The 19,820-nt window shown below is 67.5% G+C and carries 22 protein-coding genes and 1 pseudogene; 9 read left to right on the top strand and 14 right to left on the bottom strand.

What is annotated here, in order from left to right:
- Positions 1–124: 124 nt before the first annotated feature.
- From AE618_RS15420 to proB, 7 genes are all read right to left on the bottom strand, one after another.
- Positions 125–1,459, bottom strand: a complete 1,335-nt coding sequence (locus AE618_RS15420; protein WP_054210096.1) for a S41 family peptidase — start codon at positions 1,457–1,459, stop codon at positions 125–127.
- Entirely contained in the window at positions 1,459–2,886 is a 1,428-nt protein-coding gene (locus tag AE618_RS15415) for a murein hydrolase activator EnvC family protein (protein WP_082365298.1), read from the bottom strand. The genes AE618_RS15420 and AE618_RS15415 overlap by 1 nt, the downstream gene beginning before the upstream one ends.
- 74 nt (positions 2,887–2,960) lie before the next feature.
- On the bottom strand, positions 2,961–3,440 hold the full coding sequence (gene rlmH / locus AE618_RS15410; protein ID WP_054209955.1) for a 23S rRNA (pseudouridine(1915)-N(3))-methyltransferase RlmH: 480 nt from the start codon (positions 3,438–3,440) through the stop codon (positions 2,961–2,963).
- A 13-nt stretch (positions 3,441–3,453) separates the two neighbouring features.
- Complete coding sequence (rsfS, locus tag AE618_RS15405) at positions 3,454–3,810, bottom strand: ribosome silencing factor (RefSeq protein ID WP_248310894.1); 357 nt, start codon at positions 3,808–3,810, stop codon at positions 3,454–3,456.
- A 139-nt stretch (positions 3,811–3,949) separates the two neighbouring features.
- Positions 3,950–4,600, bottom strand: a complete 651-nt coding sequence (locus AE618_RS15400; RefSeq protein WP_372690529.1) for a nicotinate-nucleotide adenylyltransferase — start codon at positions 4,598–4,600, stop codon at positions 3,950–3,952.
- Between the two features lie 8 nt (positions 4,601–4,608).
- Positions 4,609–5,850 carry a glutamate-5-semialdehyde dehydrogenase gene (locus AE618_RS15395; RefSeq protein WP_054210093.1) on the bottom strand — a complete coding sequence of 414 codons (1,242 nt, stop codon included), beginning with the start codon at positions 5,848–5,850 and terminating at the stop codon, positions 4,609–4,611.
- Between the two features lie 245 nt (positions 5,851–6,095).
- On the bottom strand, positions 6,096–7,253 hold the full coding sequence (gene proB / locus AE618_RS15390; RefSeq protein WP_054209953.1) for a glutamate 5-kinase: 1,158 nt from the start codon (positions 7,251–7,253) through the stop codon (positions 6,096–6,098).
- 285 nt (positions 7,254–7,538) lie between these two features.
- On the opposite strand from proB, the gene AE618_RS15385 reads away from it, so the two are divergent.
- The 7 genes from AE618_RS15385 to AE618_RS15355 all read left to right on the top strand — a co-directional run bounded on the left by AE618_RS15385 (position 7,539) and on the right by AE618_RS15355 (position 12,438).
- Complete coding sequence (locus AE618_RS15385; protein ID WP_054143126.1) at positions 7,539–7,748, top strand: cold-shock protein; 210 nt, start codon at positions 7,539–7,541, stop codon at positions 7,746–7,748.
- A gap of 152 nt (positions 7,749–7,900) precedes the next feature.
- On the top strand, positions 7,901–8,164 hold the full coding sequence (gene rpsU, locus AE618_RS15380) for a 30S ribosomal protein S21 (protein ID WP_054143127.1): 264 nt from the start codon (positions 7,901–7,903) through the stop codon (positions 8,162–8,164).
- An 84-nt stretch (positions 8,165–8,248) separates the two neighbouring features.
- Positions 8,249–8,629, top strand: a complete 381-nt coding sequence (locus tag AE618_RS15375) for a DUF6481 family protein (protein WP_054209952.1) — start codon at positions 8,249–8,251, stop codon at positions 8,627–8,629.
- A gap of 230 nt (positions 8,630–8,859) precedes the next feature.
- Positions 8,860–9,183, top strand: coding sequence for a hypothetical protein (locus AE618_RS15370; RefSeq protein WP_054209951.1), 324 nt, complete (start codon positions 8,860–8,862; stop codon positions 9,181–9,183).
- A 431-nt stretch (positions 9,184–9,614) separates the two neighbouring features.
- Complete coding sequence (locus AE618_RS15365; RefSeq protein WP_054209950.1) at positions 9,615–10,175, top strand: sigma-70 family RNA polymerase sigma factor; 561 nt, start codon at positions 9,615–9,617, stop codon at positions 10,173–10,175.
- Between the two features lie 78 nt (positions 10,176–10,253).
- Positions 10,254–10,931, top strand: a complete 678-nt coding sequence (locus tag AE618_RS15360; RefSeq protein ID WP_054209949.1) for a hypothetical protein — start codon at positions 10,254–10,256, stop codon at positions 10,929–10,931.
- A gap of 94 nt (positions 10,932–11,025) precedes the next feature.
- Positions 11,026–12,438 (top strand): S8 family serine peptidase, encoded by a 1,413-nt coding sequence (locus tag AE618_RS15355; protein ID WP_054209948.1) that lies wholly within the window; start codon positions 11,026–11,028, stop codon positions 12,436–12,438.
- Positions 12,439–12,456: 18 nt separating this feature from the next.
- On the opposite strand, the gene AE618_RS15350 is transcribed toward AE618_RS15355, so the two are convergent.
- The gene (locus tag AE618_RS15350; protein WP_054209947.1) at positions 12,457–12,924 is read right to left on the bottom strand and encodes a YybH family protein; all 468 of its coding nucleotides are present in this window, start codon (positions 12,922–12,924) and stop codon (positions 12,457–12,459) included.
- 122 nt (positions 12,925–13,046) lie between these two features.
- On the opposite strand from AE618_RS15350, the gene AE618_RS15345 reads away from it, so the two are divergent.
- Together AE618_RS15345 and AE618_RS15340 are read left to right on the top strand one after the other, a co-directional pair.
- Positions 13,047–14,201 (top strand): glycosyltransferase family 4 protein, encoded by a 1,155-nt coding sequence (locus AE618_RS15345; protein WP_054209946.1) that lies wholly within the window; start codon positions 13,047–13,049, stop codon positions 14,199–14,201.
- On the top strand, positions 14,198–14,860 hold the full coding sequence (locus AE618_RS15340; protein WP_054209945.1) for a class I SAM-dependent methyltransferase: 663 nt from the start codon (positions 14,198–14,200) through the stop codon (positions 14,858–14,860). Before AE618_RS15345 ends, AE618_RS15340 begins: the two co-directional genes overlap by 4 nt.
- Before the next feature lie 30 nt (positions 14,861–14,890).
- On the opposite strand, the gene AE618_RS27410 is transcribed toward AE618_RS15340, so the two are convergent.
- The 6 genes and pseudogenes from AE618_RS27410 to phnL form a co-directional block, all read right to left on the bottom strand.
- Positions 14,891–15,550: a methyl-accepting chemotaxis protein gene (locus tag AE618_RS27410; RefSeq protein ID WP_282568520.1), complete on the bottom strand. Its 660-nt coding sequence runs from the start codon at positions 15,548–15,550 to the stop codon at positions 14,891–14,893.
- A 410-nt stretch (positions 15,551–15,960) separates the two neighbouring features.
- Positions 15,961–16,365, bottom strand: a pseudogene (locus AE618_RS29275) (protoglobin domain-containing protein); the annotation flags it as partial.
- Positions 16,366–16,591: 226 nt separating this feature from the next.
- Positions 16,592–17,218: a DapH/DapD/GlmU-related protein gene (locus AE618_RS15330; protein ID WP_054209944.1), complete on the bottom strand. Its 627-nt coding sequence runs from the start codon at positions 17,216–17,218 to the stop codon at positions 16,592–16,594.
- Positions 17,219–17,251: 33 nt separating this feature from the next.
- A complete protein-coding gene (locus AE618_RS15325; protein WP_248310893.1) occupies positions 17,252–17,950 on the bottom strand; it encodes a DUF1045 domain-containing protein in 699 nt (232 codons plus the stop codon).
- Complete coding sequence (locus AE618_RS15320) at positions 17,947–19,086, bottom strand: alpha-D-ribose 1-methylphosphonate 5-triphosphate diphosphatase (protein WP_054209942.1); 1,140 nt, start codon at positions 19,084–19,086, stop codon at positions 17,947–17,949. The genes AE618_RS15325 and AE618_RS15320 overlap by 4 nt, the downstream gene beginning before the upstream one ends.
- Positions 19,086–19,784 carry a phosphonate C-P lyase system protein PhnL gene (gene phnL / locus AE618_RS15315; RefSeq protein ID WP_054209941.1) on the bottom strand — a complete coding sequence of 233 codons (699 nt, stop codon included), beginning with the start codon at positions 19,782–19,784 and terminating at the stop codon, positions 19,086–19,088. Before phnL ends, AE618_RS15320 begins: the two co-directional genes overlap by 1 nt.
- Between the last annotated feature and the right edge of the window lie 36 nt (positions 19,785–19,820).

The following is a 19,820-nucleotide window of genomic DNA, read 5'->3' as shown; positions in this document are numbered from 1 at the left end:
GACCCGAATCAGTGGCCGCAAAGCGAGACTCTGTCAGATTCGGATGGAATCAGACAGAGTCCGTATTGCCTCACAGCTGTTTCTCTGCGGCGCCCGGCGAACTGGGGCGCTGGCTGTACTGGCTTCAGTTGGGCTTGGGAGCCTCTGTCGCGGGAGCCGGAGCTGCGGCGTCCTTCTTGACGCCACGGATCTGGTCCAGCGCAGCGATCAACTGGGTATCCTTGGCCGCATCGCTGGGAACATAGGAGGCCGAGCCCGACTGCTCGTCCTTGCCGTCGCCGGTCTTGAGGTGCCCCTTGAGCGAGGCCTCGCCCTTGTTCTCGACGAGCTTGTCCTTGAGCTCGGGCGGAATGTCCTGGAGGACCTCGACGTCCGGCGTAATGCCCTTGGCCTGGATCGAGGAGCCCGACGGCGTATAGTACCGGGCCGTGGTCAGGCGCAGGCCGCCATTGCCGGCGAGCGGGATCACGGTCTGGACCGAACCCTTGCCGAAGGAGCGCGTGCCCATGATGGTCGCGCGCTTGTGGTCCTGCAGGGCGCCGGCGACGATCTCGGCGGCCGAGGCCGACGAACCGTTGATCAGCACCACCACCGGCTTGCCCTTGGTCAGGTCGCCCGCCTTGGCGTTGAAGACCTGGGTCTCCTCGGCGTTGCGGCCGCGCGTCGAGACGATCTTGCCGCGTTCGAGGAAAGCGTCGGAGACCAGTACGGACTGGTCGAGGCGCCCGCCGCGATTGTTGCGAAGGTCGATGACATAGCCCTTGATCTTGTCGATGCCGATATCGGCATTGACCTTCTCGATGCCCTTGCGCAGGCCTTCATAGGTCTGCTCGCTGAAGGTGCCGATGCGGATATAGCCGACATCGCCCTCGACCCGCTCCTCGACGGCCGGCACCACGATGGTGGTGCGCGTCAGCGTGAATTCGAGCGGCTCGGGCTTGCCCGGGCGGTCGATCTTGAGCTTGACTTGGGTGTTGATGATGCCGCGCATCTTCTCGACCGCCTGGGTGAGGGAGAGACCCTTCACCTCCTGGCCATCGATCTGGCTGATGATGTCGTTGGTCAGGATGCCGGCCTTGGAGGCGGGCGTGTCGCGGATCGGCTTGGCGACCTTGAGGATGCCGTCATCCATCGTGACCTCGATGCCCAGCCCGCCGAACTGGCCGCGCATGTCGGTGTCCATGTCGCGGAAGGACTTCGCGTCGAGATAGGACGAGTGTGGATCGAGCGAGGAGATCATGCCGTTGATGGCGGCCTCGATCAGCTTCTGCTCGTCGGGCTTCTCGACATAGTCGGTGCGGATCTTCTCGAAGATGTCACCGAACAGGTTCAGGCTGCGATAAACCTCGGCCGATGCCGCGACCGCGCTGGTGGAGGTCAGCAGGCGCGTCTGCGTGACCATGCCGGTCAGGCCCGCGCCGAGAACGGCTCCGGCGAAAACGAGAGAAACCTTGCGCATCATCCGCGAACCTTTTCGCCAAGCGGTTTCGTCCACCAGGGCCCCGGATCGACCGAGACGCCGTCTTTTCTGAACTCGATATACAGAACCGGCTGGCCGGCTCCCGAACCTACGATCGTCGAAGCAGCTTCGGACGTTTCACCCATAATCGCAACCGGCTCTCCCGCAAGGACGAACTGGTTCAACGCGACATCGATCCGCTGCATGCCCGCTAGCAAAAGATAGTACCCCCCGCCGGCGTTCAGGATCAAGAGTTGCCCGAAGGAGCGGAACGGCCCTGCATAAACCACCCAAGCGTCCGAAGGCGCCGAAACTAGGGCACCGGGACGCGTCTCCACGGAAATTCCGCGCGTCGAGCCGCCAGCGCCGTCGGAATCACCGAAGCCACGCAATTGTGATCCTGCCACGGGCCACGGCAGCAGGCCCCTGGCTTCGGCAAAAGCGATCTTCGGGGCGAGCCGCGCCGGGTCCTTGAAGGCAAGCGCCGCCATGCGCTGGCGCTGCTCGCGAGTCTCGGCCTCCAGTGCCTGGCGGGCTGCGTCTGCAGCGCGGGTGGCGACGGAGATTTCCTTTTCCATCCGCTCCACGAAATCGCGCAGGCTGCGGGCCTGGGCGGCGAGTGCGCTGTCCTGGCCGCGCTGGGCGTCGGCGTCCCTGGTGGCGCTGGCCTCGCGGTCTCTGCGGGCCTCGACCAGAGAGGCGAGGCGCTGGCGCTCGCCCGCGAGCTGTTCCATCTCGGCTCCGATGGCCTGGCGCTCCTTGCCGATGCTCTCGCGCAGGCGGACGAGTTCGCCGAGATCGGTGCCGAGGACCTCGATCTCCTGGCGCAGATCGGGAACCACCGCGCCCAGCAGCATCGAGGCCCGCACGGCTTCGAGAATATCCTGGGGGCGGACCAGCACGGCCGGAGGCGGGCGGCGACCGATGCGCTGAAGGGCGGCCAGCACCTCGCCGATCAAGCCGCGGCGGCCTTCCAGCGAGCGGCGGATCGCCGCCTCGCTCGATTGCAGGAGCGCGAGCCGCTGTTCGATCGCGCTGACGCGCTGTTCTGCAGCCTGCGTCCGGGCGGCGGTGTCGAGCAAGGCCTTGTTGAGCGCGGCGCGGTCGGAACGGATGCCGGCGATCTCGGCCTCCAGCCTGGCGCGGGCCTCTGCATTTCCCGCCAAGCGTTGCTCGATCGCCTTCAATTCGGCCTCGCGAGCCTGCTTCTCGACCAGCTTCTGCATCGCCTCGCGGGAGAGAGCGGCGGGGTCGGGCGTCTGGGGCTGGGCGGCGGGGGGAGAGCAGGCCAGCGAGACGGCGACAGCGATGGCGGCCAGGCATGACAGAACTCCCTCCCCCCGCTTGCGGTGGGCAGGGTTGGGGCGGGGGGCAGTGCCGCCCGGCGAGACGATGAAGGATGGTGCTCTGGCTTTACCGCCCCCCATCCCTAACCCTTCCCCACCGCAAGCGGGGGGAAGGGGACAGTGTGCGCTTCGACGAATCAGGGGCCGGAAATGGCTCATGCGCGATGATAGGGGTGTCCGGCCAGGATCGTCATCGTCCGGTAGAGCTGTTCGAGCACGAGCACGCGCACGAGCTGGTGCGGGATGGTCAGCGCGCCGAAGGCGAGCGTCAGCCCGGCCGCGTCGCGAATCTCCTCGGCGAGCCCGTCGGCACCGCCGATAATGAGGCTGGCGCAGGGGGTGCCGGCGTCGCGGGCGGCGGCGATGCGGGCGGAGAAGGCGTCGCTATCTTGGCTTTTGCCGCGCTCGTCGAGCGCGATCACCAATCCGGGCGACAGTTTCGCCGTGATCGCCGCGGCCTCGTCGCGCTTGCGCTCGTCGGGCCTGCGGCCGCGGCTTTCCGGCAGTTCGATGATTTCGGGGCCGCTCAGCCCGAGCCCGCGCCCCAATGTCGCGGCGCGCTCGCGGTAGCGCTCGCAGAGCTCCCGCTCCGGCCCGTCCTTGAGGCGGCCGACCGCGATGAGGGCAAGACGCATCCGGCCGGAGGCGTCAGCTGACGAGGCGTTCGTTGGGCCGGTCGGCGCCCCACATCTTCTCGAGATTGTAGAACTGGCGAACTTCAGGGCGGAAGACGTGGACGATGATGTCGCCGGTGTCGATCAGCACCCAGTCGCAAGCCGGCATACCCTCGACCTTCGGGGTCTGGAGGCCCGACGCCTTGAGCGCCTCGACCAGCGAGTCGGCGATGGACGCGACATGCCGATTCACCCGGCCCGTCGCAATGATCATCGCGTCCGCCAGGGAGGTCTTTCCAACCAGGTCGATGACGGTGATGTCTTCGGCCTTCATGTCTTCGAGGACGTGCAGCGCAAGGGCTATGCTGTCGGCGGAGGGGTTCTCCGGCACAGCGGCCTGGGGAAGCGGCTTGGGCTCGGCTTCGCCAAAGGGTGCCTGGCCAACGGTTGAACGGTTCAGTTCCGTATCCTCACATGTCCGACGCGCTCAGAGCGCGACCTAGGAAAAATACGCCGGATCGGGCCGAAATTCAATCGTGCTGCGCCTGTTGGCGCAACATCGTCGAAGACAGCTCCGAGCGGCGGCCATGCAGGAATATCCAGGCCGGTGCCTTGGCATCGGCCAGCGCTGCGCCCTGGCTCTCGGAAATCCGCCAGCGCGACAACCAGTTGGCGGCCGGGGAGGCGACGGAGGAGTGGGTCGAGCCCGGCCGGTCGATCACCGCGATCGGCATCATCCGGGCGATGGCGCGCCATTCGTTCCAGCGGTGAAAATTCTTGAGGTTGTCCGATCCCATGATCCAGACGAAATTGACGCCGGGGCAGCGCCGCTTCAGCGCCCGCAGGGTGTCGGCGGTGTAGCGGGTGCGCAGCATCGCCTCGATGCCGGTGACATGGATGCGCGAATGGTCCGCGAGCTTGCGGCTGAAGCGAACCCGTTGCGCCAGCGAGGGCAGGGCGGTGTTGTCCTTGAGCGGATTGCCGGGCGTTACCAGCCACCACACCCGGTCGAGCTGGAGCCGGCGCAGGGCCGTCAGGCTCGCCATGCGGTGGCCGTCATGGGCCGGGTTGAAGGTGCCGCCGAACAGGCCGATGCGCAGCCCCGGCGCATGCGGCGGCAGGCGCAGGTGCTCGGTGGTCACGGAAAGAGTGTGCGTCGCCGCGGGACGATTGTCCTCCAAATCCTGGGTCACGGCCGGATCTGGCCGCTGCCATGGACGCGGTATTTGAAGGAACAGAGCTGCTCGACTCCGACCGGTCCGCGCGCATGCATGCGACCGGTGGCAATGCCGATCTCCGCGCCGAAGCCGAATTCGCCGCCATCGGCGAATTGCGTCGAGGCATTGTGGAGGACGATGGCCGAATCGACCTCCGCCAGGAAGCGGGCAGCTGAGTCCGTATCGCCGGTGACGATGGCGTCGGTGTGGTGCGAGCCGTAGCGCTCGACATGCGCTATCGCGGCATCGAGCCCGGCGACGAGCTTCACCGCGATGATCGCGTCGAGATATTCCGTCGCCCAGTCGGCTTCGGTCGCAGGCGTCACGCGGGCGTCGAGCGCCTGTGTCGCGGCGTCGCCGCGCACCGCGCAGCCGGCATCGAGCAGTGCCGCGACCAGCGGCGCGAGAAGGGTCTCGGCGCAGGCCTCGTCGACCAGAAGCGTCTCGGCGGAGCCGCAGACGCCGGTGCGCCTGAGCTTGGCGTTGAGGACGATCTCGCGGGCCATGGCGAAATCGGCTTGCGCATGGACATAGACATGGCAGTTGCCGTCGAGATGGGCGAAGACCGGCACGCGAGCCTCGCTTTGGACGCGGGCGACCAGACTCTTGCCGCCGCGCGGCACGACGACATCAATGGCCCCGTCGAGGCCCTTCAGGATTTCACCGACGGCGGCGCGGTCCCGCGTCGGCACGAGCTGGATCGCGTCGCCGGGCAGGCCGGCGGCCTCCAGACCCTGGCGCAGGGCCGTGGCGATCTCGGTGGCCGTGCGGAAGCTGTCGGAACCGGCGCGCAGGATCGCGGCGTTGCCGCTCTTGAGGCAGAGCGCGCCGGCATCGGCGGTGACGTTGGGCCGGCTCTCGAAGATCACCGCGATGACGCCGAGCGGGGTGGCGACGCGCTCGAAGCGAAGCCCGTTGGGCTGTGTCCAGGAGGCGAGCACTTTCCCGAGCGGGTCGGGCAGGTCGGCGACGCCGGCGACGGCCTTCGCGACGCCGTCGAGCCTGCCGGTGTCGAGCAGCAGGCGGTCGATGAAGGCGGCGTTCTGGCCATTGGCGCGAGCCTCCGCGAGGTCCTGTGCGTTGGCGGCGAGGATCGACGCGGCGCGCTCGCGCAAGGCGGCGGCCATGGCGCGCAGCGCCGCATTGCGCTGGCTGTCCGGGGCGAGCGCGATGACGCGCGCAGCGGCACGGGCACGCTGGCCGAGCGCCTGCATCTGCGCGGCGACGTCGCCTCGCGTCGCGGCGTCACCGGCCAGATCGTCTCTGCCCGTCATCCCGCCGTTACGGGCCGCGCCGCTGTTTGCGACCACGCGGAGAGCGCTTTCGCTCGTCATTTCCACCCTGCCAAAAGCCATTGCGGTGCAACCCTAGAGCAAGATGCCGAAAAGTGGGAACCGGATTTCAGACGACATCATGCTCTAACTCTTTGATGAGAGACGGATTCAGATTTTGGATGGGATCACTCCGAGATTCGATCCGAAATCATCCTGCTCTCGTCGATGCCGAGCGCCATGTCGTCCCGATGGATCATCTCGGCACGGCCGGGATAGCCCAGGATCGCCTCGATGTCGCGCGAGGCCTTGCCGAGCACGAGCGAAGCCTCTCCCGCATCATAGGCGACGAGCCCGCGTCCGAGAACGTGGCCGTCGGGATCGCGGATCAACACCGCATCGCCGCGGGCGAAATCGCCCTCGATACGGCTGACGCCGACCGGCAGAAGGCTCGCGCCGCCACGCAGAGCCCGCGCGGCGCCAGCATCGACATAGAGCGCGCCACGCGGTTCGAGCGAGCCTGCGATCCAGGTCTTGCGGGCGGTCGCGGGCGTCGAGGCCGTGAGGAACCAGGTGCAGCGAGCGCCTGCGACGATCGCCTCCAGCGGATTCTTGGGCCGCCCGTCGGCGATCAGCATATGGGTGCCGCCGCTCGCCGCGATCTTGCCGGCCTCGATCTTGGTGCGCATGCCGCCGCGCGACAGCTCGGACGCCGCGCCGCCCGCCATTGCGTCGATCTGCGGGGTGATGCGCTCGACCAAGGGGATGTGCCGTGCGTCGGGGTTGCCGGCGGGAGGGGCAGTATAAAGACCGTCGATGTCGGAGAACAGAACCAGCAGGTCGGCGCCGGCCATCGTGGCGACGCGGGCCGCGAGGCGATCATTGTCGCCGTAGCGGATCTCGGTGGTGGCGACGGTGTCGTTCTCGTTGATGATGGGGATGGCGCGGAGATCGAGCAGGCGTCCGAGCGTGGCGCGTGCATTGAGGTAGCGGCGGCGCTCCTCGGTATCGGCCAGCGTCAGCAGAATCTGGCCGGCCGTCAGGCCATGGGCGCCGAGCGCCTCCGACCAGGTTCGCGCCAGCGCGATCTGGCCGACAGCGGCTGCCGCCTGGCTTTCCTCCAGGCGCAGCGCGCCCGAGGGCAGGCCCAGGACCGTGCGGCCGAGCGCGATCGCCCCCGAGGAGACGACCAGCACGTCGGCGCCGCGCTGATGCAGCGCGGCGATGTCCTCGGCCAGGGCCGCGAGCCAGGCCTGGCGCAGGCGGCCGCGGTCGCGGTCCACGAGCAGGCTCGATCCGACCTTGACGACGATGCGGCGGAACTGGTTCAGCGACGGCGTCTGCACAGGATGGAGCCGGACGGGTTGACGATGGAGACACGCTGCCTGTTGGCGAAAAGCGCGCCGTTGTAAAGCGCCTGGACCGGGGGGAAGCCACGCGACCAGCGCATTCGCGCGACAGTTGCATTGACAATGAGGTTTCAAGCGCCCATATGAGCCAAGTCGATATTTAGGCCGAACGACGTGGCCCCGCGCATGAAAATGCGCCTGCTGACGACCTTCCTGCTCAAATTCGAAAAACCGGCGCGTGAGTTCTCACGCGCTTCAACAAATGCTGAGAAAGGGTTCGTCATGAGCGCCGGCACAGTCAAGTGGTTCAATTCTACCAAGGGTTTCGGTTTCATTCAGCCGGATGATGGCGGCCAGGACGTGTTCGTCCACATCAGCGCCGTCGAGCGCGCCGGCATGCGCGATCTCAGGGAAGGTCAGAAGATCTCCTATGAGCTGACGCAGGACAAGCGCTCGGGCAAGATGTCGGCCGATCAGCTTCGCGCCGAGTGAGCCGACAAGCCGCGTCAGCGGGCCAGGAGATCAGGAAGGGCGACCACGGATGTACTGGCGCCCGCCATTCCCAGCCTAGACGATGCGGCATGACGAAGGGTCGGGGACCAATGCCCGGCCCTTTTTTCATCCTCCAACCGCAGGAGTGAGACATGCAGGTTCTCGTTCGCGACAACAATGTCGACCAGGCCCTTCGGGTCCTGAAGAAGAAGATGCAGCGCGAAGGCGTGTTTCGCGAGATGAAGCGCCGTTCGGCCTATGAGAAGCCGTCCGAGAAGCGCGTTCGTGAGAAGGCCGACGCCATCCGCCGCGCCCGCAAGGTCGCCCGCAAGCAGATGCAGCGTGAAGGCCTGATCGCAGCGCCGAAGCCCAAGCCGAAGCCGGTCCGCGCTGGAAGCGCACCTGCGCCGCGCTGATTTCAGTACCATTCGGGCGCAATTTGGATTATTGCGCCCTCGCGGGCCGCGATGCGCCCGTGACAACCCGAGAGAAGGCCAGCCTTGAAGAACCCGACCGACCGCAGCTTCACTGATCGTCAGGCCAACTCCGCGGCCGCCAAGAAGGCGCTCCTCGAGCGTTTCAAGGCACGGCCCGGTCCGGATGACCCGATCATGCAGCAGCGACGCGCGGAACGCGAAGCCGTCGCCGCCGCCCGCGCCGAGCGCGAGGCCGAAAAGGCCGCCGCCCGCGCGGAGCAGGAGCGCCTCGCCGAAATCGAGCGCCTCCGCCTCGAGGAGGAAGAGCGCATCGCCGAGATCGCGCGTGAAGTCGAACGCAAGGCCGAGCAGGCCAGGCGCGATGCCGAGCGCCCGCGCAAGGTGCTGCTGGAGGCCGTCCAGTACATGCAGATGCGTTCGGCCGGCAAGGGCGGCCGCCGCTAAGAGAACTTCCGACGCCGGGTACGATTGCGTTCCCGGCGCCGTGCTGACGGGGTTTCGCGCGCACGCCCATGGCGGCAGGAGGCTCGGCAGTCGATGACCCGGCCAAGGTGGATGCCCAGTGGCATGCGTTCTGGCCGGCGTGACACGCCTCCCCTGAGGAGACGGGTCGCTTCCGGCCGTTCGGCCTGAACCGTGAACCCGCCTTCCCCGCTAATCCGGAGCGAGCCACCATGGCGACGCGAGGACTCTCCCCCGACGAGATCAAGCGTCGCGCCCAGCTCGCCTTCGACAAGGCCGATGCGCGCAAGCAGGAAGCCTCTCGCGCGATGGAAGCCGAGCAGCTCGAGCGCGATGCCGTGCTGCAGAAGACCGCGCGACTGAAGGCGCTGCGCCTTGCCAAGGAATCGGCCGACGCCGAAACGGCGGCCATCGTCGCAGCCGAGCAGGCCCGCGCCAAGGCCGAAATCGCCGAGGCGAAAGCTGCCGCGAAGAGCGCCAAGACTGCCGCTGCGGTCAAGAAGGCGGCCAAGGTCAAGGCCAAGCCGGTCGTCTGAGGCGTTCCGGTTCGCGAACGAGCCGATAGGCTCGCTTCCAGCCCTGGCATGCAGCCCCATCCAGCGGCCATTGCGCCGCCTGTTCTCCGCGCGCCTCCGCGATCAGGCTGCGCCTCTCCGCACAATGACGTCTTCATCGCCCCATTTCATCGGGCACGTGACCACGCGCGTGATCCTCGTCGATGCCGCGTAGCGTCGGGCGTTCGATCACGTGCGCGAAAATGCGGCTTGAACGCCCGATTCAGGCCCATCCTGCCCGCATGTTTCGCCCCACCGCGCCGTTCGACGCAGGTTCCGTCACATCCGATTGACCACGGTTGTCGATTACCTATGGAGAATCGCGGCGGCGCGATTAATCTCTCCGCCGATTGAACCATTTCCTCGCTCGCCGCGACCAACCTTTGCGAGCCGGATGTCAGGCCTCGAGGGCAATGCATACGGAATCGGACGAAGATCTCGTCAAGCGGATCGCCAGCGCGGACCGGCTCGCAATGAAGGTGCTGTTTTCGCGGCACCAGACGCGGGTCTATCGTTTCGCGCTGCGGCTGTTGCGCGACGAGACGATGGCGGAGGATGTGACCGGTGACGTCTTCATGGATCTGTGGCGTCAGGCCGACCGTTTCGAGGCTCGTTCCTCGGTCACGACCTGGCTGCTCACCATCGCGCGCAACAAGTCCTATTCGGCCTTGCGCAAGCGCCGCGACGCTGCCCTCGACGACGAGTTCGCCGAGAGCATCGAGGACGATGGCGACGATCCGGAGATCGTGCTGCAAAAGCAGGACAAGGGTCTGGCGATCCGCGCCTGTCTCAACCAGCTCTCGCGAGAGCATCGCGAGGTCATCGATCTCGTCTATTATCACGAGGGTTCAGTCGAGGAGGTCGCGAAAATCGTGGGCATCCCCGAGAATACCGTCAAGACACGCCTGTTTCACGCCCGCAAGAAGCTGGGCGAACTGCTCAAGGCGGCCGGTATCGACCGGGGCTGGCCCTGAGGCCAGCCGGGACCTGCCGCCGCGTTCTTGCCGTCAACCGAGCCCGCTTCGTTCATCGAGCTGTTCTGGAGTTCAGTCATGACCGACACCATCGCGACCGACCCGAAGCGCTCGGAACTCGAGGAACTGCTGCCGTTCTATGCCAATGGCCGGATCTCGCCGGCCGACAAGGCACGGCTCGATGCGGCGCTGGCGAGCGATGCCGAACTGGCGGCGCGGCTCGACATCATCCGCGACGACATGGCCGAGACGACGCTGCTCAATGAGAGCCTCGGCGCGCCCTCGCCACGGGTTCTCGACAGGCTGATGGCCGGCATGGACGCCGAACCCCGCCATCTCGGTCTTCTCGCCACCGCAAAGGGCGGGTTCATGACCTGGCTCGGCAATCTGCTCGCCGCGCAGCCGCCGCGCCGGCTGGCCTATGCGGGGGCCGCAGCCTGCGCCCTGATCGCAATCCAGGGGCTCGCACTGACCAGCTTCGCCTTGCGTGAAACCACCGGCTACGAGACGGCGTCGGCGCCTTCGCTCTCCTCGGAGCGCTATGTGCTGCTGAGCTTCGCTTCGGATGCACGGGCTGGCGACATCGCCTCGTTCTTCAAGCGCTTCGATGCCTCGGTGGTCGATGGTCCCCGCGCCAACGGCTTCTTCAAGGTTCGCGTCGGCGACGCCTCGCTGACTCAGGCCCAGGTCGACGCGATCGCGGCGCGGATGAAATCCGAAGCAGCCATCGTCCGTTTCGTCGCACCAGCGCCGTGAGGCAAAGGGTGCCGTGACAGTGATGGACGCGGTGACGGATCGGCGCCATTCTGGTGCTCGGTGGCTGAGCCAGCCTGCATCGGGAGTGCGTATCATGACGTTGCCCCGCCTCCAGCATCATCATGCCGGCCCGGCCCTGCGTCTGGCCGGCGGCGGCTGTCTTGCCCTCGCGATTGCCCTGGGCGCCGTTCCGGCTTCGGCGCAACAGCCTGGATCGGGCGCGGGCACGCCCACGGTCGGGCAGGCCGACCGCTCGATGCGGGTCGCGCCACGCCCGTCGCGCACCGTGGTACCGGCGGCGAGCGAGACCCGCTTCGTGCCCGACGAGATCCTGTTCGAACTCGCGCCCAACGTGTTGGCGGAGACCGTGCTGCGGCGGTATGGCGCGACATTGATCGCCAGCCGCCGCATCGAACTCGCCGGCACCACCATCATCCGGGCGCGGCTTGAGGCCGGGCGCGATCTGCGCGCGGTGCTGGCGCAGATGGCCGATGACAGCGCCATCGCGGGCGCCCAACCCAACTTCACCTACGAACTCCAGCAGGAGCTGGCCCAGACGGTCAGCACCGCTTCGGGTGGACAGAGGTCTGCCGATATGCCGACGCTCAGGTTGTCAGATCCGACGGCCGTTCGGGCGGCCCCTGCGCCAAGCCGCGATCTGCCGATGCAATATGTCGTCGACAAGCTGCGCCTGCTCGACGTGCACAAGCTGTCGCGCGGCGCCACGGTCCGGGTGGCCGTGATCGATTCGGGCGTCGATATCGGCCATCCCGAGTTGCGTGGCGCCGTCGCCGGGCATTTCGATGCGCTCTCCGAGGAGTTCGTGCCTCATGCCCATGGCACTGCCATGGCCGCGGCCATGGTCGCGCAAGGCCAGTTGCAAGGCGTGGCGCCGGCTTCGCGGCTTCTGGTGGCCCGCGCCTTTTCGGGTCGGGCCAGTTCGGCTTCGGCCAGCGGCACGAGCCTGCACATCCTGGCGGCGATCGAATGGGCGGTCGGCCAGGGCGCCCGCGTCATCAATCTCAGCTTCGCCGGCCCGGAGGATCGCCTGCTCTCGCGCGGTCTCGCCGCGGTCGCGGCCAGGGGCGTGATCGCGGTTGCCGCGGCCGGCAATGGCGGGCCCACCGCCGCGCCGCTCTTTCCGGGCGCGGATCCGAGCGTGATCGCCGTCACGGCCACCGATGCCGACGACAGGATTTTTCCGCGCGCCAATCGCGGGTCGTATATCGCGCTTGCGGCACCGGGCGTCGATGTCCTCGCAGCCGAGCCGCAGGGGCGCTACGCCTTCTCCTCGGGCACTTCGATCGCTGCCGCCCATGTCTCGGGGCTGGTCGCGCTGGTGCTCGAGAAGCGTCCCGATCTCGACCCCGCGGGCGTCCGCCGGCTGCTGATGGACAGCGCGGTCGATCTCGGCGCCAAGGGGCGGGATCAGGTCTATGGCGCAGGGCGCATCGACGCGGCCGCGGCGCTGGCGAGGGCCGTGCCGCTGACAGCGTCGCGGCCCTGAGGCTACGTCGTCGTAGCGCTACGACGTCGGCTTGGCGGTTCCGGCGAGGCGCTGCGCCGGTTCGTACTGGCCTTCCAGCCGGTTGGCGTGGCGATGCAGCAGCCGCCAGCCGCCCTCCTCGAAGCGAAAGACATGTGTGACGCGGTTGGTCCATTGCGTCGGCCGGTCCATGTCCGGCAGCGTCACGTCGAAGGTTTCGATGTCGGTGGTATAGGCGAGTTCGTTGGCAACCACGGTGGTGACGTTCTCGTGGCGGACGGTGCCGCCCTTGAACTGCTGCCCGGCCCAGTCCCAGCGCCGCGAGATAGCTTCCCACCCCTTCTCGTAGCCGCCCCAGCCATACATGCTGGTCGCGTCGTCGGCATGGGAATAGAGCGCCTTGATCGGCCCGACATCGCCATTGGCGACATGGGCGAGCGCCGCGCGCAGTGCGTTATAGGCAGCCGGAAAGGTTTCCGCCGCCGCGTGTTTCGATGATCCGTCCATGCGCGCCTCCGTGACGCTGCGACGCTAGCATGCCGGCGGGCCGTTAGATCAACATCCGAATGCGCGGGTTTCCATGCACGGCGCGCTTGACGTTGCGCGCCGCATCGGACTGATGTCGCGCCATGGCCCGCCCACGACTTCTTTTCGTCGCGACCGAAGACTGGTTCTTCGCCTCGCATTTCCTGCCGATGGCGCGGGCGGCGCGCGAGCTCGATTTCGACGTGGCGGTGATCGCGCGCGAGCGGCAGCATCGCCGCGTCATCGAGGCGACGGGGGCACGGTTGATCGCGCTGGAGGCTGAGCGCCGCAGCCTCGATCCGCGCGCCCTGTTTCGGCAGATCGTGACGCTGAAGCGGCTGATCGAGGCGGAGCGGCCCGATATCCTGCATTGCATCGCGCTGAAGCCGATTGCGCTGGCGGGACTGGCCGGCCGACTCGCGGGCGTCGAGCGGCGGGTCTACGCGCTGACGGGCCTGGGCTTCCTCGGTGCCAAGCAGGGTTTCGTCGCCAGCGCGGCGCGGCTGGCGGCGACGCTTTGGCTGCGGGGCGCGATCGATGGACCACAAGTGCGTTTTCTGTTCGAGAATCCCGACGATCCGGTGACGCTCGGGCTCGACCCCCAGGATAAAAACAAGGTCGCCCTCGTCGGCGGTGCCGGTGTCGATCCGCTGATCCTGATGCCGGAGCCGATGCCCGCGACGCCGCCGCTCAAGGTCGCGCTGGTCGCACGCATGCTCTGGTCGAAGGGCATCGATCTCGCCGTCGAGGCGATCAGGCTGGCGCGGGCCGAGGGGGCGCGGGTCGAGCTGACCATTCATGGCGCACCTGATCCCTCCAATCCCAAGGCGATCCCCGAGGACACGCTGAAGCAGTGGGCGTCGCGGCCGGGCATCATCTGGGCCGGGCCGACCCGCGATATCGAAGGCGTCTGGCGCAACCATCATCTGTGCATCCTGCCCTCGCGCGGCGGCGAGGGCCTGCCCCGCACCATTCTGGAAGCGGCGTCCTGCGGCCGCCCGATCCTGACGACGGATGTGCCGGGCTGCCGCAGCTTCGTGCGCGACGGGCAAGACGGCATGGTGGTGCCGGCCGGCGATGCGGCGGCGTTGGCGCGAGCGCTGATCGTTTTCGCGCGCGCACCGGCGCTGGCCGAGCGGATGGGCGCCAGCGCCCGGGCCCGGCTGATCGACGGGCACACCGAGCGCGATGTGATGAATGCCATCAAGGCGTTGTATCGGTCGATGCTGGGCCGGCCGACCACGGATGTCGTGGCATGAGCGCGCCAGCCGCGCAGCTCGACCGGCGCGGCTTCATCCTGGAGCACACACGCATCCTGCCGGTGCCGCACGCGCCCGAAATCAGCGTGCATGTCGCGGAGGAGGCGACCGAACTCTGGCAGAAGACCGAGGACGAGCTGGCGACGATCGGCCTGCCGCCGCCGTTCTGGGCCTTCGCCTGGGCCGGCGGGCAGGCGCTGGCGCGCTATCTGCTCGATGCTCCGGAGACCGTGCGCGGTCTGCGCGTGCTCGATTTCGCCAGCGGGTCGGGGCTTGTCGCGATCGCGGCGGCAAAGGCCGGTGCGGCGTCAGTCGAGGCCTGCGATATCGATGCCTTCGCGGCGGAGGCGATCGCGCTGAACGCTGCCGCCAACGGGGTGCGCGTCACGGTCAGGCTCGAGGACCTCGTCGGACAAGACGAGGGCTGGGACATCGTCTGCGCCGGGGATGTCTGCTATGAACGGGGGATGGCAGATCGCGTGATCGCGTGGCTGAGCGCGCTCTCGGGCCGGGGCACCCAGGTGCTGATCGGCGATCCCGGCCGCAGCTATCTGCCGAAGGACCAGCTCGACAGGCTGGCCTCCTATCAGGTTCCAGTGACGCGCTCGCTGGAGGATGCCGAGATCAAGCAGAGCTGTGTCTGGCTTCTGAAGCCATAGACCACGCCGTGGCTTCAGCCGGCCGCGTGGTCACGCTGCCCGGCGGGCGGCCGGAACGCTCGCCCCGCGGCTATCCTGCGTGCGGAAGGTCGAGATCAGCCGGTTGAGCTGCGCGATCTGGTCGAGCAGCGTGCGGGCGGAGGCCGCGCTCTGCTCTGCGAGCGCCGCGTTCTGCTGGGTGATCTCGTCCATGTGAGTGACGGTCTGGCTCATCTCGTCGATGCCGTTGGCCTGCTCGCCGGTGGCGCTGGCGATTTCCTCGACGGTGGTGGAGACGGCCGCCGAGGCCTCGACGATCTGTTCAAGCGTATCGCCGGCCAGCCTGACGAGCTTCACGCCCTCGGTCACCTCCGCGTCGGAGGAGGCGATCAGTCCGGTGATGTCCTTGGCCGCGTCCGACGAGCGCTGCGCCAGGGCGCGGACTTCGGCCGCGACGACCGCAAAGCCGCGCCCGGCATCGCCGGCGCGGGCCGCCTCGACGGCTGCATTGAGCGCCAGCAGATTGGTCTGGAAGGCGATGCCGTCGATGACGCTGGTGATCTCGGAGATTTTCTTCGAGGCTTCCTCGATGCGCGCCATGGCGTCCGTCGCGTTCTTGACGATGGCGCCGCCGGTGCGCGGGCGATCTGGGTGGCGTCGTCGGCGAGGGAGACGGAGCGCCGCGAGGCCTGCGCCGAGGTCTTGACGGATGCGGCCAGCTGCTCGGTCGTCGCTGCGCTTTCCTCAAGGGCGGAGGCCTGCTGCTCGGTGCGCAGGGACAGATCCTCGGCGCCGGAATTGATTTCCTGGGACGAGGCCGCAATGGCTGTGGAACTGGCCTTGATGGTCGCGACCATCTGCTCGAGGCGGCCCATGGCATCGTTGAAATTGTCGCGGATCAGTCCGTATTCCTGCGGAATGTCCTGGCCGATGCGGAAGGTCAGGTCCCCCTTTGCGAGCGCAGCCATGCCTTCGCTGACGGAAGCAACGGCCTTTTCGCGTTCGCTCGCCTGTGCCCGCTCGACGGCTTTCGCTTGCTCCTCGACCTTGAGGCGGGCGGCTTCCGAGGCCTCGAGATAGACCGAGATGGCGTAGTCCATATCGAGCAGGGCGGCCTTCACGATCGCGCTGATCTCGGCTGCGCGGTCGGCTGCGCCTGCGACCTTGCCGCCAAAGCGGTGCTTGGGCCAGCGGGCGATCAGCACATCGGTGATGATCTTCTCGAGGATCAGCGCATAGCCACCAATATACCAGCGCGGCTCAAGGCCGATGCGGGCATGGACCTCGCCCACCGTGGTGACGGCGGCGACATAGTCCTTGTCGAATTGGCCGCGGGCGATGCGATCCCAATGCGAGGACTGGCGTTGCTTGGCGGACTCGATGTGCTTTTCGCTGCTGAAGAAACGCTGCGTCTCCGGCGAATTCCTGAGCTGCGTATAGAAGGCTTCGAGAGCCCCAGGCAGCGCGGCGACGACGTCGTCATGGATGCCGTCGATCTTCGCTCGCGCCTGGGCATCGAGCTTCATGAAGGACAGGCGGCTGTCGAGGTGATCCGAAGATGACATACGAGGCTCCCTACGCCCGAGCCGCAGATACGCAGCGCCGACGCCCATAAAGCGCTCGTTTGGTTAACTACCAATGAATGTCACAGTTGTTCTTTGTAAAATCGACACGGACTGGTTGTGTCTGCCTCTGCGTCAAGATGAAATCGACACGGCGGGATTGTGCGATGCCTATCCGGCAGGCGGCCTGTCAGGCCGTCGTCTCATGGCGCTCGAGAAAAGCCTCGACGGACAATGCCCTGAAATCGGGCAACGCCGCCTGCAAGCGCGCATGCTCCCAATCCCACCAGGCCAGTGCGACGAGCCGATCTGCAATGGCTTCCGGGAAGCGGCGGCGGATCGGCCGGGCCGGGTTGCCGCCGACGATGGTGTAGGGTGCGACATCCTTGGTGACGACCGCGCCGCCTGCCACGACGGCGCCGGTGCCGATGCTGCGGCCGGGCAGGATGATCGCGCCATGGCCGATCCAGACGTCGTGGCCGATGGTCACGGGGGTGGAGCGGCGCCAGTTGAAGAACGCGGCATCATCCTCGGCACCGGCGAAATAGGCGCTGGCGCGGTAGGTGAAATGCGATTGGCTGGCGCGCTGCATCGGGTGGTTGCCGGGGTTGATCCGGGTCATCGCAGCGATCGAGCAGAACTTGCCGATGGTGGTGTAGATGATGTTGGAATCGTTCACGACATAGGAATAGTCGCCCATCGTCGACTCGACGAAGGAGGTTCGCGCACCGATCTCGGTGTAGCGCCCCAGGGTGGCGTCGCGCACGCTCGCCGTGGGATCGATGGCAGGCTCGAGGCCGAGGTTCTTGGACGCCATGTCGTCGTCTCCGCGTTTTCGGGGCAGGCTCGCTCAGCGGCCGAGCACGAAGCTGTCGAGCAGATGGAAGCGGCTCTCGCGGTCGGGCTGCCGGAACAGGCAAACCCGGTCGATCGCGACGGGCTCGGCCGGGATTGCAGCGGCATAGGCGCCGGCGAGTGCCACCGCGGTGCCGCTGACCGCGTCCTGCGGCAGCGAGCCGGTCAGCGTCATGTGGAAGCGGAAGGCGTCGCCGACATAAGGATAGCCATAGGCTTCGAGGTAGGCGCGCTGCGCCGGGGTCAGCGGGCTTGCCAGCCTGCGCTCCAGATCGGCGGCACCCAGCGGCGCCCGGAAAGGCTCGAAGGCCTGGACCATGTCGAAGGCGAGCTTCTGCAAGGCTGGGCTCGGCTCCGACGGCGTCAAGGCGACGAAGCGGCCAAGCGCGGTGACGTTCAGGCCAGCCAGGGGCACGGCTGAGAGGCCGGCCGCGATCTGATGGGCGAAGGCGCGCAACTGCCCCTCGCTGCGGCCGTTCGCCAGATGGAAGGGCGCCTTCAGGGTGGCGTGGAAGCCGTAGCGGCGCGGCTCGGCGGTGGCTTGCGGCCAACCTTCCGCATCGCAGCCGGCCGGGACGGAGAAGGCGATGTCCTGGCCCGTGAAGGCGTCATAGCCCAGCGTCGCGCAGCCGAAGCGCCAGAGCGCGCTGTCGGAGGCGGGGGCGTAATAGAGGGCGTAGCGCGGCGTGCTCAAAATGCGCGATGCCCTTGCGACCAGACGGCGGCTAGGACCGGGGTCGGGCCGAGAGCCTTGAACCGGACCAGATCGGCGCGAAGGCCGGTGCGAAGATGGCCGCGATCCTTCAGCCCGAGGATGTCGGCCACCTTCCAGGTCACCATGCCCATCGCGTCGGGGAGGCCGAGTCCGTGATCGGCATGCAGTTTCAGGACCGCCTGGAGCAGGCTGGCGGGCACGTAATCCGAGGACAGCCCGTCGAGCAGGCCCTTCTCTGCCAGTTCGGAGACCGAAACGCCACCCGAATGCGAACCGCCGCGCACGACATTGGGCGCCCCGGCGATGGTGGCCAGCCCGCGCTGCTTGGCCGCCTGGGCCGCCTCGACGGTGGTCGGGAATTCCGAGATGACGGCACCGGACGCGATGCCCTCCTCGACATGCTCGACCGTGGTGTCGTCATGGGTCGCGATCGGGATGCCGCGCGCGCGGAACAGCTCGACGACGGCGCTCCAGTTGCTGGAGACATTGGCGGCGCCCTCCTGCTGGCGCATGACGACGTCTTCCTCGAACTCGGCCACGGTCTTGCCGTTGCCGACCGCATAGGTCTTGAGGTGCTCGAGATTGCGCCATTGCCGCTGGCCGGGCGTGTGATCCATCAGCGAGACGAGCTGGACGAGGTCGTCGTTCTGGTAGGGCTCGATGTCCTCCAGCAGGCCGGGGCTGGTCAGCTCGCAGCGCATGTGGATGCGGTGGTCGATGCGGAAGACACCCTCGCGCCGGCCCTCGGCGAGCGCCTTCATGACGTCGGCGAAGATGTCCTTGCGATAGTCCTTGGCCGAGAAGGGCGTGCCGGCGCAGATCGCGTCATAGACGGTGGTGACGCCGGCCGCCGCCATCTGGGCGTCATGGACGAGCGCAGCCGCGAGCCCGTTCGGCCAGAAGACCTTGGGCCGCGGCATGAAATGCTTTTCCATATTGTCGGTGTGCATCTCGACGAGACCGGGCGCGACATAGTCGCCGCCAGCGTCGATGGCTGACGGCAGCGAGGACAGGCCCTGATCGACAGCTGTGATGCCGCTCTCGTCGAAGACGATCGTTCCCGTGACGACCTCGTCTTCGAGGATCAGCCGGGCATTGGTCAAAACGGTCTGCATCAGGAGGCCTTCCGGAAGTCGGTAATGTCGAGATAGCGCGTCGCGACACGTTCGCGCACGGCCTCGTCGTGGAAGATCCCGACGATGGCGGAGCCTTTACCACGGGCTTCGGCGATCAGCTCGACCACGACGTCGCGGTTGGCGGCGTCGAGCGAGGCGGTCGGCTCGTCGATCAGCATGATGGCTGAGGGATCGACGAAGGAGCGGGCGATGTTGACGCGCTGCTGCTCGCCGCCCGAGAAGGTCGCAGGCGCGAGATTCCAGAGCCGTTCGGGAAGGTTGAGGCGGGCGAGCATGGCTTTGGCGCGCTCGCTGGCCTCCTCGGGCGTGGCGCCGCGCGCCAGCAGCGGGTCGCGCACGATGTCGAGCGCGCTGACGCGCGGGATCACCCGCAGAAATTGCGAGACGAAGCCGAGCGTGCGGCGGCGGATGTCGAGCACGGTACGCGGAACGGCCGCGACGATGTCGACGGGCTTGCCGCCATGGGTGATGTGGATCGTGCCCGAGCTCGGCCGGTAGTTGCCGTAGAGAATGCGCAGCAGGCTCGACTTGCCGGCGCCCGACGCGCCCGCGAGCACCAGCGCCTCGCCGGCCTCGACCGAGAAATTGACGTCGCCGAAGACGGGCAGCCGCACGCCGCCCTGATTGTGCAGGGTGAAGGCCTTGGCAACGTTCTCGACGCGAATCATCGTGGTCATGGTGTCCAGAATCCTGGGATGAGTGCCTTGTCCGGG

Source organism: Allobosea vaviloviae, assembly GCF_001298265.1.
GTDB classification, from domain to species: Bacteria; Pseudomonadota; Alphaproteobacteria; order Rhizobiales; family Beijerinckiaceae; genus Allobosea; species Allobosea vaviloviae_B.
Note: the sequence above shows the minus strand (reverse complement) of the source record. Positions and strands in the feature narration are given on the sequence as shown.

Excerpts from the sequence above, each read along its gene's own strand:
- AE618_RS15420 (WP_054210096.1), bottom strand. The coding sequence starts at position 1,459 with ATGCGCAAGGTTTCTCTCGTTTTCGCCGGAGCCGTTCTCGGCGCGGGC.
- AE618_RS15415 (WP_082365298.1), bottom strand. The coding sequence starts at position 2,886 with ATGGGGGGCGGTAAAGCCAGAGCACCATCCTTCATCGTCTCGCCGGGC.
- rlmH (WP_054209955.1), bottom strand. The coding sequence starts at position 3,440 with ATGCGTCTTGCCCTCATCGCGGTCGGCCGCCTCAAGGACGGGCCGGAG.
- AE618_RS15395 (WP_054210093.1), bottom strand. The coding sequence starts at position 5,850 with ATGCAGGCGCTCGGCCAGCGTGCCCGTGCCGCTGCGCGCGTCATCGCG.
- AE618_RS15385 (WP_054143126.1), top strand. The coding sequence starts at position 7,539 with ATGAGCGCCGGCACAGTCAAGTGGTTCAATTCTACCAAGGGTTTCGGT.
- rpsU (WP_054143127.1), top strand. The coding sequence starts at position 7,901 with ATGCAGGTTCTCGTTCGCGACAACAATGTCGACCAGGCCCTTCGGGTC.
- AE618_RS15370 (WP_054209951.1), top strand. The coding sequence starts at position 8,860 with ATGGCGACGCGAGGACTCTCCCCCGACGAGATCAAGCGTCGCGCCCAG.
- AE618_RS15365 (WP_054209950.1), top strand. The coding sequence starts at position 9,615 with ATGCATACGGAATCGGACGAAGATCTCGTCAAGCGGATCGCCAGCGCG.
- AE618_RS15360 (WP_054209949.1), top strand. The coding sequence starts at position 10,254 with ATGACCGACACCATCGCGACCGACCCGAAGCGCTCGGAACTCGAGGAA.
- AE618_RS15355 (WP_054209948.1), top strand. The coding sequence starts at position 11,026 with ATGACGTTGCCCCGCCTCCAGCATCATCATGCCGGCCCGGCCCTGCGT.
- AE618_RS15350 (WP_054209947.1), bottom strand. The coding sequence starts at position 12,924 with ATGGACGGATCATCGAAACACGCGGCGGCGGAAACCTTTCCGGCTGCC.
- AE618_RS15345 (WP_054209946.1), top strand. The coding sequence starts at position 13,047 with ATGGCCCGCCCACGACTTCTTTTCGTCGCGACCGAAGACTGGTTCTTC.
- AE618_RS15340 (WP_054209945.1), top strand. The coding sequence starts at position 14,198 with ATGAGCGCGCCAGCCGCGCAGCTCGACCGGCGCGGCTTCATCCTGGAG.
- AE618_RS15330 (WP_054209944.1), bottom strand. The coding sequence starts at position 17,218 with ATGGCGTCCAAGAACCTCGGCCTCGAGCCTGCCATCGATCCCACGGCG.
- AE618_RS15320 (WP_054209942.1), bottom strand. The coding sequence starts at position 19,086 with ATGCAGACCGTTTTGACCAATGCCCGGCTGATCCTCGAAGACGAGGTC.
- phnL (WP_054209941.1), bottom strand. The coding sequence starts at position 19,784 with ATGACCACGATGATTCGCGTCGAGAACGTTGCCAAGGCCTTCACCCTG.